Origin of the sequence: Acidovorax sp. Leaf191 (assembly GCF_001424425.1) — a bacterium.
GTDB lineage: Bacteria > Pseudomonadota > Gammaproteobacteria > Burkholderiales > Burkholderiaceae_C > Acidovorax.
The window spans coordinates 747,552-760,630 of sequence record NZ_LMPT01000019.1 but is presented as its reverse complement, the minus strand read 5'-3'; the positions used below and the strand labels follow the sequence as shown (position 1 = coordinate 760,630).

Annotated in this window: 14 protein-coding genes; 7 read left to right on the top strand and 7 right to left on the bottom strand. The window is 68.0% G+C overall.

Features of this window, described 5'->3' with window-relative positions; genetic code table 11:
- Positions 1-87: 87 nt before the first annotated feature.
- From ASG27_RS17495 to ASG27_RS17485, 3 genes are all read right to left on the bottom strand, one after another.
- Positions 88-381 (bottom strand): 2Fe-2S iron-sulfur cluster-binding protein, encoded by a 294-nt coding sequence (locus ASG27_RS17495; protein ID WP_056418964.1) that lies wholly within the window; start codon positions 379-381, stop codon positions 88-90.
- 44 nt (positions 382-425) lie between these two features.
- Positions 426-1,076 (bottom strand): DUF938 domain-containing protein, encoded by a 651-nt coding sequence (locus ASG27_RS17490; protein WP_056418958.1) that lies wholly within the window; start codon positions 1,074-1,076, stop codon positions 426-428.
- A gap of 518 nt (positions 1,077-1,594) precedes the next feature.
- Complete coding sequence (locus ASG27_RS17485; protein ID WP_056418957.1) at positions 1,595-1,876, bottom strand: DUF427 domain-containing protein; 282 nt, start codon at positions 1,874-1,876, stop codon at positions 1,595-1,597.
- A gap of 374 nt (positions 1,877-2,250) precedes the next feature.
- On the opposite strand from ASG27_RS17485, the gene ASG27_RS17480 reads away from it, so the two are divergent.
- Together ASG27_RS17480 and gshA are read left to right on the top strand one after the other, a co-directional pair.
- The gene (locus tag ASG27_RS17480; RefSeq protein ID WP_056418955.1) at positions 2,251-3,159 is read left to right on the top strand and encodes an SDR family NAD(P)-dependent oxidoreductase; all 909 of its coding nucleotides are present in this window, start codon (positions 2,251-2,253) and stop codon (positions 3,157-3,159) included.
- 71 nt (positions 3,160-3,230) lie between these two features.
- Complete coding sequence (gene gshA, locus ASG27_RS17475; RefSeq protein WP_056418952.1) at positions 3,231-4,757, top strand: glutamate--cysteine ligase; 1,527 nt, start codon at positions 3,231-3,233, stop codon at positions 4,755-4,757.
- Positions 4,758-4,912: 155 nt separating this feature from the next.
- Here the strand turns inward: gshA and ASG27_RS17470 are convergent, their stop codons facing one another.
- Together ASG27_RS17470 and ASG27_RS17465 are read right to left on the bottom strand one after the other, a co-directional pair.
- Positions 4,913-5,086, bottom strand: a complete 174-nt coding sequence (locus ASG27_RS17470) for an oxidoreductase-like domain-containing protein (protein WP_056419213.1) — start codon at positions 5,084-5,086, stop codon at positions 4,913-4,915.
- 65 nt (positions 5,087-5,151) lie between these two features.
- A complete protein-coding gene (locus ASG27_RS17465) occupies positions 5,152-5,403 on the bottom strand; it encodes a hypothetical protein (protein ID WP_056419210.1) in 252 nt (83 codons plus the stop codon).
- 179 nt (positions 5,404-5,582) lie between these two features.
- On the opposite strand from ASG27_RS17465, the gene ylqF reads away from it, so the two are divergent.
- The 3 genes from ylqF (at position 5,583) to ASG27_RS17450 (ending at position 10,420) form a co-directional block, all read left to right on the top strand.
- Entirely contained in the window at positions 5,583-6,551 is a 969-nt protein-coding gene (ylqF, locus tag ASG27_RS17460; protein ID WP_056418951.1) for a ribosome biogenesis GTPase YlqF, read from the top strand.
- A 364-nt stretch (positions 6,552-6,915) separates the two neighbouring features.
- Positions 6,916-7,923, top strand: coding sequence for a Bug family tripartite tricarboxylate transporter substrate binding protein (locus ASG27_RS17455; RefSeq protein ID WP_082493209.1), 1,008 nt, complete (start codon positions 6,916-6,918; stop codon positions 7,921-7,923).
- Between the two features lie 214 nt (positions 7,924-8,137).
- Entirely contained in the window at positions 8,138-10,420 is a 2,283-nt protein-coding gene (locus tag ASG27_RS17450) for a putative bifunctional diguanylate cyclase/phosphodiesterase (RefSeq protein ID WP_056418949.1), read from the top strand.
- Between the two features lie 110 nt (positions 10,421-10,530).
- Here ASG27_RS17450 and ASG27_RS27320 read toward each other — a convergent pair whose 3' ends face one another.
- A complete protein-coding gene (locus ASG27_RS27320) occupies positions 10,531-10,674 on the bottom strand; it encodes a hypothetical protein (protein ID WP_200912444.1) in 144 nt (47 codons plus the stop codon).
- Positions 10,675-10,773: 99 nt separating this feature from the next.
- Complete coding sequence (locus tag ASG27_RS17445; RefSeq protein WP_082486030.1) at positions 10,774-11,277, bottom strand: RidA family protein; 504 nt, start codon at positions 11,275-11,277, stop codon at positions 10,774-10,776.
- A gap of 85 nt (positions 11,278-11,362) precedes the next feature.
- Between ASG27_RS17445 and soxR the strand changes: the two genes are divergently transcribed.
- On the top strand, positions 11,363-11,827 hold the full coding sequence (gene soxR, locus ASG27_RS17440) for a redox-sensitive transcriptional activator SoxR (RefSeq protein WP_326938727.1): 465 nt from the start codon (positions 11,363-11,365) through the stop codon (positions 11,825-11,827).
- Between the two features lie 210 nt (positions 11,828-12,037).
- On the top strand, positions 12,038-13,060 hold the full coding sequence (locus ASG27_RS17435; RefSeq protein ID WP_200912443.1) for an OmpA family protein: 1,023 nt from the start codon (positions 12,038-12,040) through the stop codon (positions 13,058-13,060).
- Positions 13,061-13,079 lie beyond the last annotated feature (19 nt).

The window sequence follows — 13,079 nt, the reverse complement described above, 5'->3', positions numbered from 1 at the left end:
TTCTGGGGAGGACCGCCGGGCGCAGCAAGCGCGAAAGTGCCATGCGTGGCACCGGCCCGGCGTGGGGTCAGGCCTTTGCCGCCGGTATCAGATGCCCGGTGCTTCCAGGCGCACGTCGCTCATCGGGTAGGCCACGCAGGGCAGCACGCAGCCCTCGGCCTTTTCTTCGGCAGTGAGCCCGGGCCACTCGATGGCGTAGCGCACCTCGCCTTCGGCCAGCATGCCGATGCAGGTGCGGCAGGTGCCGTTGCGGCAGGAGCTGGGCCAGTCGATGCCGCCTTGCTCCATGGACAACAGCAGGGGCTGCTCGGGCCAAGCGTCGCATTGTTGGCCGTCGGGATCGATCCTGGCGATGAAGAAGGGGACGGTGGGAGTGTTCATGGGAAGGAGAGGGAGTCGGTCAGTCGGGTCGGTCGGTGGATGGCTCAGGGCGCCGCGGTCCCCGCCGTGGAATCAGCGCGCGCCCACACCAGCAGCAGGTTGTTGGCCGGCAGCGCGTGGCGCGCCTGCAGTCCCAGCCCGGCGTCGGCCGCCGTGGCGGCCACGTCCTCCAGGCGGCGGATGCCCCAGGTGCTGTCCTGGGCGCGCAGGCTGGCGTCGAAAGCCAGGTTGCCGGGGGCCGTGGGCACGTTGTCTTCCAGGTAGGGCCCGTAGGTCACCAGCCGCCCGCCTGCGGCCAGATGCCGTGCTGCGCCCTGCATCAACCCGGCGCAGCATGCCCATGGCGCAATGTGCAGCATGTTGGCGCAGTAGATCAGGTCGAACTCCGCGCCCCAGGGCTGGCCTTCGGCAGGCCAGTGCGGCTGCAGCACGTCTAGCCGCCGCGCAGGCCGTACCTGCGTGGCGCCCGCTTGCGCGGCCCAGCCTGCGATGGAGTCGAAGTGGGTGCTGTGCAGGTCGGTGGGTTGCCAGCTCCAGCCCGGCAGGGCCGCCGCGAAGTGTGCCGCATGCTGGCCGGTGCCGCTGGCGATTTCCAGTGCCCGGCCCTGCGTGGCCAGCAGGCTGCGCAGGCACTCCAGGATGGGCGCGCGGTTGCGTTCGGCGGCAGGGCTGTGCTGAAGGGCAGGAAGAAGCATTGTGTCAAAGGAAAGAGCCGGTGGGGCAGTGCGCAATGCTATCGATCAGGAAGCGGTTCCCGGTGGTCTGTGGCCCCCCGAACTGCCTGATTTTTAAGCAATGCAAGGATATGCCTTGTAAATCAATGACTTATACCTGTCATACAAGGGTTGTGCAGACTTATCCACATGATTGTCCAGTGCGGGGCTGGATAACCGGGGCTTTGGGGGCCGGTTGCGCGGGGTGGGCCGGGCGGTCGCAGAACCATGAAAGGCCTGCATCATTTTTAAGCAATGCAAGGATAAGCCTTTGAAATCAATAACTTGGCAATGCCATACAAAGCTTGTCCAAACTTATGCACAGGATTGTCCAGTGTTGGCAGGGATAACCGGGGGGCGTTTTTTCCGGCCTGCTTAAAAATTGTGCAGCGCAGTGGCTTTCGTTATGAATCAAGCACTTGAGGTTGTCATACAGGGCTTGTCCACACTTATCCACATGATTGTCCAGTGCCTGCAGGGATAACCCGCAGCGCGGGTGGTCAGGCCTCGATCTTCACGCCTTTCCAGAAGGCAACGCGGCCGCGGATCTCTTCGGCTTCGGGCTTCGGGTCGGCGTAGAACCACGCGGCATCGGTGTTCATCTCGCCGTCGACCAGCAGGGACAGGTAGCTGGCCTGGCCCTTCCAGTGGCAGGTGGTCTTGTGGTTGCTGAAGGTGAAGAACTCGCGCTTGAGAGCGGCTTCGGGGAAGTAGTGGTTGCCTTCGACCACCACGGTGTCGTCGCTTTCGGCGACGGTGACGCCGTTCCAGGTTGCTTTCATGGGGTTTCCTTGAGTCAAATAGGCCCGCAGCGCTCAACTGACAAGCGGCAGTAGCTATCAAAAAGAGAGCGTTGCGCCATGCTGCGGGTCGGTGCTGTATGCGGTGTTGTGGGGGAGTGCCGGCGCCGCCGGGTTCACGGCCGGGCGCGGGCCTCGGCACGATACCTGATTGGGGCCCACTGCTGTGCGTGTTTTTGTGAGGGGCGGCGCTGCGCCATGCCAGTCGCGTGCGCAACCGTCGCCCACCCGCATCTGGCTTAAAGTCCCACGCGCAGCGCCTGTGGCTCCATCCGGGGCGCGGGCCGTCTTTCCCTGCCTTTCTTTCCTATTTTCCTTCCTTCCTTCATCTTTCAGACACCACAGGAGACCCATTCATGGCTATCGACTTCAACGGCCGCGTGGCCATCGTGACCGGCGCGGGCGGCGGCCTGGGCCGCCAGCATGCCTTGGCCCTGGCAGCGCGCGGCGCCAAGGTGCTGGTCAACGACCTGGGCGGCGCGGTGGACGGCAGCGGCAGCACGGTGTCGGCCGCGCAGGCCGTGGTGGACGAGATCCGCGCAGCGGGCGGCCAGGCGCTGGCCAATGGCGCGTCCGTCACCGACTTCGCCGCGGTCGAAGCCATGGTGCAGCAGGCCATCGATGCCTGGGGCCGGGTGGACATCCTGGTCAACAACGCCGGCATCCTGCGCGACAAGTCGTTCTCCAAGATGGACATGGCCGACTTCCGCCTGGTGGTGGATGTGCACCTGATGGGCGCCGCCCACTGCTGCAAGGCCGTGTGGCCGCACATGGTGGCGCAGCAGTACGGCCGCATCGTGATGACGACTTCGTCCACCGGCCTGTACGGCAATTTCGGCCAGGCCAACTACGGCGCGGCCAAGCTCGCCCAGGTGGGGCTGATGCAGACCCTGGCCATCGAAGGCGCCAAGTACGGTATCCGCGTCAACGCCCTGGCCCCCACGGCCGCCACGCGCATGACCGAAGGCCTGATGCCGCAGGAAGTGCTCGACGCCCTCAAACCCGAAGCCGTGGTGCCCGCCATGCTGGTGCTGGCCCACGAGAGCGCGCCCACCCGCACCATCCTGTGCGCCGGTGCGGGCACGTTCGAGGCGGCCCACATCACCCTGACCGAGGGCATCCATGTGGGCATCGGCGCCGACGTGCCCGAGCAGTTGGCGGCCCGCCTGGCCGAGGTGACGGAGCGCGCCGGCGAGCAGGTACCACAAAGCGGCGCAGCACAGGGAACCAACGAAGTAGGAAAGGCTTTGGCCGCAAGGGCTTGAGTTGTGTCCGGGCACGCCAGCCTGCTCCGTGCTAAGTTCCGGGCCGACAGAAGTTGGATCGGTATAAACATATGAGCAAATTGCACGAAAGACTGGCCGCCTATCCGGCGGATGCCCTGGGAGGGATTCGCCGCGGCATCGAAAAGGAAGGCCTTCGGGTGCTGCCCCACGATGGCCTGGCCCTGACGCCGCACCCTGTGGCGCTGGGCTCGGCGCTCACGCACCCGCTGATCACCACCGACTACAGCGAGTCGCAGCTGGAGCTCATCACCAGCGCCCGCAAGGGCGTGGATGAATGCCTGAACGAGCTGACCGAAGTGCACCAGTTCGTGCACCGCACCCTGACCGACAGCGGCGGCGAGCTGCTGTGGGCCTCCAGCATGCCCTGCGGCCTGCCCACCGACGAGACCATCCCCATCGGCCGCTACGGCAGCTCCAACGTGGGCCGGGCCAAGAGCATCTACCGCATGGGCCTGGGCCACCGCTACGGCCGGCGCATGCAGACCATCTCGGGCATCCACTACAACTGGTCGCTGCCGGGGGTGGACAGCGAGCAGTACTTCTCGCTCATCCGCAACTTCCGCCGCCACGCCTTCGTGCTGCTGTATTTGTTCGGCGCGTCACCCGCGCTGTGCCCCTGCTTCGTGGCGGGGCGCGAGCACGGCCTGCAGCAGTTGCCGGGCGGGCAGGCGCTGTACCTGCCGCATGCCACCTCGCTGCGCATGGGTCGCCTGGGCTACCAGAGCGACGCTCAGGCCACGCTGGCCGTGAGCTACAACGGCCTCAAGGGCTACGCCAACTCGCTGCACGAGGCGCTGACCAAGCCCTATCCTGCCTACGAAACCCTGGGCGTGCGCAACCCCGGCGGCGACTACAACCAGCTGGGCACCAGCCTGCTGCAGATCGAGAACGAGTTCTACGGCACCATCCGCCCCAAGCGCACCGTGCGCACCGGCGAACGCCCGCTGCACGCGCTGCGCGAGCGTGGTGTGGAGTACGTGGAAGTGCGCCTGATGGACCTGGACCCGTTCGTGCCCGTGGGCATCACCGCGTCCACCATGCGCCTGCTGGACGTGTTTTTGCTGCACTGCCTGCTGTCTGACAGCCCGCCCGACACACCGGCCGAGATCGCCGAGCTCAAGCACAACCAGCACCTTACGGCCGAGCGGGGCCGCGAGCCTGGCTTGCAACTGGCGCGCAACGGCCAGAGCGTGGCCCTGGCCGACTGGGGTGCCGAGGTGCTGGCCGAGTGCGTGCCGCTGGCCGCCGCGCTCGATGCCACGCATGGCACGGCTGACTACAGCGCCGCTTTGCAGGATGCGCGTGCGCTCATGGCCGCGCCGGCCGACACGCCTTCGGCCCGTGTGCTCGACGCGATCCGCTCGGTGCACCAGAACAGCTTCGAGAACTTTGCGCGCGAGCAGTCCGTGGCCGCCCGCGATGCGCTGCTCAGCCTGCCCTGGACGGCCGAGCAGCAGGCGCGCTACCTGGCGCTGGCCGACGAATCCGTGGCCGCCCAAAAGGCCATCGAGGCAGCCGACACGCTGCCGTTCGAGGCGTGGCGCGAGCAGTACATGGCGGTCAAGGAACTGGGCTGATACGGCGGCAGCGCTGCGCCGCTGCAGCGTGTGCAGCGGCCCGGTCTGGGAATGAATGCTCCTGAATCGATAGCTGCTGGCGCCCGTCCAGCAAGCGGCAAGGGCTCAAAAACCTTGTATCCGCCCCATCGCATCCACCCCACCGGTCCATCGGTTCATCCACCCGGCAGCTGCAGCAGCGCCTCCTGCCGCCAGTACTCGGCGGCTTCCAGAAACCCCTCCCACACGCAACCGTTGCAGCCCCGGCCGCAGCAGGTCGTGGGCTCCGGCGGCGGGTTGCGCAGGGTGATGCCGGCAGACTGGGCCTGCTCCTGCAGCGCCTGGAACATGGCCTGGGCAGAGGCGCCGTCCACCGCACGGGCGGGCAGGGCGGTCGGCGGCGTGATGCGCTGCGTCACGGCCGGTGGCGGCTGGCCTTGGCCCGGCGCAGGCCGTACTGCGCGATGAACGCCAGTCCCAGCACCAAGGCGAACCAGCCCACCAGCGACGCCTGGGACATCAGGTCGCGCACGCTGCTGGCGCGGGCCACATAGGGCGCCAGCAGGATCACCAGGCCGATCAGGGCGCAGGTCACGCCCTTGAACAGCACTTCCTTGTCGGCCTTGCTGACGGGGGCTTTGCGGGGAGCGGGTGTGGGGGCGGACATGGTGGTCAAAAGCGCGGCGGCCAGAAGCAGGAAAGACCGCGATTATCCTTGGCGCCTGGCGCCCGCCGCGTGGGCAGGGCGCAGACCGCCCCGGCGCGGCCCGACAATTCCCCAGTGGCAGCCCCGGGCAATCGCCCCCGCTGCACTGACAGACAACCCCAGAGAAGAAAGAAACCCGCATGGCCATCCAGTGGTTCCCCGGTCACATGCACCTGACCAAGAAAGCCATCACCGAGCGCATCAAGGACATCGATGTGGTGATCGAGGTGCTGGACGCGCGCCTGCCGGGCTCCAGCAGCAACCCGCTGCTGGCCGAGCTCACCGGCCACAAGCCCACGGTCAAGGTGCTCAACAAGCAGGACGTGGCCGACCCGGCGCGCACCCCGCTGTGGGTGGATTGGTACAACGCCCAGAGCGACACGCGCGCCGTGCCGCTCGATGCGTCCGATCCCGCCCCCGCGCGCAAGCTCATCGATGCCTGCCACCTGCTGTCCCCCAACCGCGGCGGCATGGCCAAGCCCATGCGGGTGCTGATCTGCGGCGTGCCGAACGTGGGCAAATCCACGCTTATCAACACGCTGTCCAACAAGCGCCAGGCCAAGACGGGCGACGAGGCCGGCATCACCAAGATCGAGCAGCGCATCACGCTGGCCGACGACTTCTACCTGTGGGACACCCCGGGCATGCTGTGGCCGCGCATCATCGTGCCCGAGAGCGGCTACAACCTGGCCGCCAGCGGCGCCGTGGGCCGCAACGCCTATGACGAGGAGCTGGTGGCGCTGGAGCTGCTGCGCCGCCTGCAGACGAACTACGCGCCCCTGCTGGAGGCGCGCTACAAGCTCGGGCTGCCCGCCGGCACCATGGCCACCATGCAGGACGACGAGCTGCTCGAAGCCATCGGCCGAAAGCGCGGCGCGATGCTGGGCGGGGGCCGCGTGAACCTGCAAAAGACCGCCGAGATCGTGATGACCGACTTCCGCACCGCCATCCTGGGCCGCATCACGCTGGAGACGCCCGACGAGTTCGAGGCCTGGCGCGCCGCGGGCTTGGCGGAAGATGCCAAGCGCCAGGCCAAGAAGGACGCGCGTGCCAAGGCCAAGGGCAAAGGCTCGGGCGTGCGTGAGCCGTCTTCGGGCGATGCACCTTAAAGCGGTTGCACCGCGCAGAGGCTGCGAAGGCCCTGTAGCGGATGGGGCCGGTCCGCAGGACTTCCACGGGGCAGCTGCCTCAGCCGCCCAAGGCCGGTCAAACCGGTGGTGAGCCAGGGCAGGGCGGTGCTTGTCCTGTCCACCCCTGAACCTCTGCATTCACTCCCGCACCAGCCGATATAGGGAAAACCTGCTGGTCGTTGGTCATGAGATATGACATCGTACATCTGCTCGCCCGCCGCGTGATGCCCTGACTCCTGCGCTGAGGACCAGGGGCGCCACACGCGGGTGCCGCAAGCGGTGTGCACCGCCGACCCGCAGGCCCTGCGGTCGCGGTGACGATAACAACGACCGGGATTTTTTCATGCGAACTTCGAGTGCCGTGGCGTGCGTGGCAGCCGCTTTGTCCCTGTGTTTTTCGGCGCCGGCCCTGGCGCAGGACAACTGGCCCACCAAGCCTTTGCGCCTGATCATTCCCTTTCCGGCCGGCGGCAGCAGCGACCAGCTTGGCCGGTTGATGGCCAAGGAGCTGGGGCAAAAGCTGGGCCAGCCGGTGCAGGTGGAGAACACCGACGCCAAAGGCACCAAGGCCGCCGCCGGCGCCACGCCCGATGGGTACACCCTGGTGTTGTCCGGCGTCGGGACCAATGCCATCAGCCACGCGCTGAACCCGCAGCTCGACTATGACTCCCTCAAGGACTTCGTGCACATCTCCCAGCTGTCCGAAGGCCCCAACGTGCTGGTGGTGGGCGCCGCCTCGCCGCTCAAGTCGCTGCAGGAGCTGATTGCGGTCGGCAAGGCCCAGCCGGGCAAGCTGACCTATGCGCAGGTGCATGCCTCGTCGGGGCACCTGGCGATGGAGCTTCTCAAGCAAACCATCAGCACCTGCGTGGGCGGAGCTTCGGGCAGCCGCAACTGCACGACGCTGGGACTCACCGGGGTGCCGTTCACCGGGGCCAAGCCTGCGCTGGACGCGGTGATGGACAACAAGGCCGGCATGATGTTCACCAACCTCGACGCCGTGGCCCCCCATGTGCGCAGCGGAAAGCTGCGTGCCCTGGCGGTCACCAGCCTGTTCAGGAACCCGCAACTGCCCGATGTGCCCAGCATCTCGGAGGTGGGCTACCCGGGGTTCAAGGCCGTGTCGTGGGTGGGCATCTCGGCCCCCACGGGCACACCTGCCGCCGTGGTGGCGCGGCTCGAGAAAGAAAAGGAAAACGCCTTCAAGGCGTCCGAGACCCGCAAGCAACTGGAGGCGCAGGGCCTGGTGGTCGTGGTCTCGCGGTCTGCGGACTACACCGACTTCATCCGCAAGGAAATCGAGCGCTGGCGCCGGGTGGTGAAGGTGGCGGGCGTTCAGACGCCCCCGTAGCGCCCTGGAATGTGTTTCAAGGCCCCGTGGTGCCTGGTGCATCAAGGGTTTTCCCTTGCCGCAGTGCGGCCGTGCTGCACGGGCGCATGACGCGGCGGGGGCGTGCGGGCCCAGGGAGGCCGACGCGGTACCTCTCAAATCTGACGGCGGTGGCTGACTCGTTGCGGCCCATGGATAGCGTTACCATGCCGCACAGGTTGTCACTGTATTGACCATGCCCCCCGCCGCCCATTCCTCCACCCGCGCCCACGACGACGTCACCAGCCAGCAGCTGGTGCGGGCCGGCTCGTGGACGGTCGCCATCACAGGCACCATGATTGCCGCGCTGCTGCTGCTCGACGAGCCCTTGCCCTGGGCCCGCGTGCTGCTGAACCTGGGCGTGGGCGTCATGGGCGCGGTGGCTGTGCTGCTGGGCCATCTGCGGCGCTGGCACCAGGCGGGCCTGGTGCTGGTGTGGGGCGTATGGGCCGTGGTGGCGGCGCTGTCGGCCAGCAACGGCGGCCTGCGCGGGCCCAGCCTGCTGAACTTCCCGGTCATCATCGTGGTCGCCGGCTGGGTGCTGGGGGCGCGCTACACCCTGTGGCTCACGGGGGCCACGGGCCTGCTGTTCATCGTGTTCGTGTGGGCCGACCTCAACAACTACATGCCCCCGGCCCGCTACGGCAACCTGGCCGCGTACGTGGCCTACCTCAGCGGCGTGCTGGCCGTGACGGCCGCCGCCACGCTGCTGTCGCGCCGCAGCTACCTGCGCCGCGTGCGCGAGGCGCAGCAGACGGCCTCCAGCCTGGCCACGCGGGACGCAGAGCTGCGCAAGCTGCTGCGCGCCGTGGAGCAAAGCCCCGAGAGCATCGCCATCACCGACCTCGAAGGCCGCATCGAATACGTCAACGCGGCCTTCCTGGCCCGCACCGGCTACGCGCAGGACGAGGTCATCGGCCAGTCCTCGTCGTACGTGTCGAACAACGGCATGACGCTGGTGCAGTGGGTGAGCCTGCGCGACACCCTGGCGCGCGGCGAGAACTGGGTGGGCGAGCAGGTCAACCGCCGCAAGGACGGCGCCGAAATCGTCGAGGCCGTGGTGGTGGCCCCCATCCGCCAGCCCGACGGCCACATCAGCCACTATGTGGAGATCAAGCAGGACGTCACCGAGCGGCGCCGCGCGGCCGCCGAGATCCACCGCCTGGCGCATTTCGACGCCCTGACCAGCCTGCCCAACCGCACCATGCTGGTCGAGCGCCTCACCGCACTGCGCTGGCGCGGCGGCGTGGGGTCGCAGCCGCTGCATGTGCTGGTGCTGCTGGACCTGGACCGCTTCACCATCTTCAACGACGCGCGCGGCAGCGAAATGGGGGACCGCCTGCTGTGCGCCGTGGCGCTGCGCCTGTCGCAGATGCTGCCCGCGCACGGCCTGCTGGTGCGCGTGGCCGGCGATGAATTCGCCATCGTGCTGCACGACCTGGGCCTGCTGCCGCCACAGGCCAGCCGCCGCGCGCTGGCCTTTGCCGAACAGTTGCAGGCCCTGCTGCTGCAGCCCATGCGGCTCGAAGGCTGCGCCGAAGAGGCGCAGCTCGGGGCCAGCATCGGCATCACCCTCTACCCCCAGAACGCCGCCGACTCGCCCCACGAGGCAATGCGCCGCGCGGGCACGGCGCTGCACCGCGCCAAGCAGGCAGGGGGCGGGCGATCCGCCTTTTTCGAACAAGGCATGGGCGAGGCGGCGGAGCAGCGGTTCCAGGTGGAGCGGTCGCTGCGCCAGGCCATTGCGGCCGATGAGCTGCGCCTGTTCCTGCAGTCGCAGGTGGATGCGCAGGGCCGGCTGACCGGGGCCGAGGTGCTGGTGCGCTGGCAGCATCCGCGCGACGGCCTGCTGTCGCCCGCGGCCTTCATCTCCATCGCGGAAGAGTCCGACCTGATCGTGGGGCTGGGCACCTGGGTGCTCACCCACGCCTGCGCGCTGCTGGCACAGCCTGCGATGCAGGAGCGGCGCTTGCGCCTGTCGGTGAACCTCAGTGCGCGGCAGTTCCGCCAGGCCGGGTTCATCCCGCAGCTGCGCGACATCCTGGCCACTTCGGGCGCGGACCCGTCGCTGCTCACGCTGGAAGTGACCGAAGGCCTCGTCATCGACGACTTCGACGAGGCCGTGGCCAAGATGCGCGAACTGGCCGCGCTCGGCGTGGAGTTCTCGCTGGACGACTTCGGCACGGGCTACTCGTCGCTGGCCTACCTCAAGCGGCTGCCCATCCAGGAGCTCAAGATCGACCGTTCGTTCGTGCACGAGGCGCCCACCAATGCCGACGATGGCGTGCTGGTCGAGGGTATTTTGTCGGTGGCGCGCCACTTCGGCCTGCGTGTGGTGGCCGAGGGCGTGGAGACCCGCGACCAGGCCGACTTCCTGCGCCAGCGCGCGCCCGACATCGTCTACCAGGGCTACCTGTTTGGCCGGCCCGAGCCGCAGCAAGACTGGCTGGCCCGCCTGCCGCCGGGCAACGCGGCCTGACGACGCCGCATGGCAAACGGCCCCCAGTGCCTTGGAGCCTGCTCAAAGGTTCCAAGGCACTGGGGGCCGTCGTGTGTCCGGTCCCGCAGCGCGGGACGGCCGCTTGCTACTTACTTGTTCTTGTCCTTGCCGCGGGGCATCACTGCCGTCACGGGGGGCATCGGGCGGTCGGAACCGTGCGACTCCTTGGGAATCGACGTGTCCTTCTTGGGCTTCTTTGCCATCTTGTTGCTGCGCTGTTCGCCTTTGGCCATGGGTCCTCCTGTTTGGGTCTCGGTATGCGACCACTGCGCGCGATGGTACGCCACAACCGGGGCGGTCTGGAGGCAGCGGGCCGCAATCCTCCACGGACCTCAGTTCTGCCGGGTTGCCGCAGCCGTGGCTGCCATGGCTGCTGTGCCTGTGGTCACAGCCGTCACTGTCACCACCGCAGTCGCTTCCACTTCCACCAGCATGCCGTCGAGCGCAAGGCGCGGCACGGGTATCAGTGTGCAGGCGGGCGTGGGGGCGTCTTTCCACACGCCGCGCGCCGCCCGGGTCCACAGCGTCAGGCGCTCTTCGGTGTGGTCCACCACCAGCAGGGTCAGCCGCACGGCGTCGTGTACCGTGGCGCCCGCCGCAGCCAGCGCGGTGCGCATGTTGCGCAGCGCCTGATCCAGCTGCGCCGCGAAACCCGCCGGCAGCTCGCCCGCCGCGCTCTCGCCGCCCTGGCCCGACAGGTACACCGTGCGGCCGTGCAGCGGCGCCACGACCAGGTGCGAATAGCCGTTGGGCGCGGGGTCGTACAGGCCGTCCGGGTTGATATGGACGAGCTGATCGGCAGGGACTTTGGCGAGGTGCGAGGCGATGGGCGGCATGGCGGGTCCTGAGCGGGAGTGGCAAGAGCTGCTAGTATCAAACCTGAAGTTATGTTGAGGTCAAGTATCTGCAGAAAGCGATCGCATGAAACACGAAGACGCCCTGGGCGACACACCGCTGGACATGGCGGCCGACCTGTCGGTGGGCGAGGTCGCCCGCCGCAGCGGACTGGCCGTGTCGGCGCTGCATTTCTACGAGTCGCGGGGCCTCATCGACAGCCTGCGCAGCGCGGGCAACCAGCGGCGCTACCCACGCTCGGTGCTGCGCCGTGTCGCGGTGATCAAGGTGGCCCAGCGCATGGGCGTGCCGCTGGCGGCCATCGGAGAGGCGCTGCAGGCCCTGCCCGCGGGCCGCACGCCCACGGTGGCCGACTGGCGCCGGCTGTCGCAGCGCTGGCGCGAGGACCTGGACGAACGCATCCGCACGCTCACCGCCCTGCGCGACCAGCTGGACGGCTGCATCGGCTGCGGATGCCTGTCGCTCAAGGTCTGCCCGCTGCGCAACGCGCAGGACACGCTCGCCAAGGAAGGACCGGGCCCGCATTTTTAATGCCGCCGAGCGTGAACTTTTGCGCGCAAACGCTGCTGCCGGGGGGCTCTGCACATTCTCGGCATGGCGCGCTGCCAGGGGCTCCCCTATGATGGCCGGGCCCCGCCGACGCGGCGCAGCACCCCGCCGGGCGCACGAGGGCGCTAGAGGGCGCTAAAGGGCGCAAGAGGGCGCCACAGGGCCCACGCCAGTTCCAACCGGAGAATGTTCATGACCATGCGGCTGTTTCGTCAATGGGGCGCATCGCTGTGCCTTGGGTTCCTGGCCGTGGCCAGCCACCTGCCGGCCAGCGCCCAGGACCTCGCTGGCGCCAAGGACCACCCGGCCGTGAAGCGGTTTGGCGGCAGCACCATCGTCGGCTACGAGGTGCGCAATTTCGAAGCGGTGGAGTTCCAGACCTCCACCTTCAAGGAGTTCGACCTGCAGACCAACAAGCGGCAATACGTAAAGCCGCCGTTGGCGCTGGAGGGCAAACTCACCCGCCTGTGGTACGAGGCGCCGGGCGCCACGCGGTCGCTGGAGCTGTACCGCAACTACGCCAACGACCTCACGGCCAACGGCTTCACCGCGCTGTACGACTCCACGCGCGACAGCGCAGCCGGCAACTACACCAACTTCCTGGCCAACTTCAGCAGCGGCCAGCGCGACTCCATCAAGAACAACCGCAGCGAATACGTGATGTACGCGGCCGATGCCGGGACCGTGCGCACTGGAACCTTCCAGAAAGGCAGCACCACGGTGCGCCTGGTGGCCATCGACTGGCCCAAGGAAGACGCGACGTACAAGTCCAAGCAGGGTGCGTACATCGCGGTGGACATCCTCGAGACCAAGGCCATGGAGCAGAACATGGTGGTGGTCAGCGCGTCGGACATCGGCAAGTCCATTACCGCGAGCGGCAAGGTCGCCATCTACGGCATCCTGTTCGATACCGGCAGGGCGGACGTGAAGCCCGAGTCCAAGCCCTCGCTGGACCAGATCGCCGCCTTCTTGAAAGCCGAGCCGGCCGTCAAGCTGCACGTGGTGGGCCACACGGACAGCGTGGGCGGATTCGACAGCAACCTGGCCCTGTCCAAGCGCCGGGCCGACGCGGTGGCCGCCGTGCTGGCCAAGGACTACGGCATTGCCGGCAACCGGCTGGTGGGCAACGGCGTGGCCTCGCTGGCACCCGTGGCCAACAACGCCACCGAAGACGGCCGGGCCAAGAACCGCCGCGTGGAGCTGGTGCTGCAGTGAGGGGCCTGCTGCGGCCCCC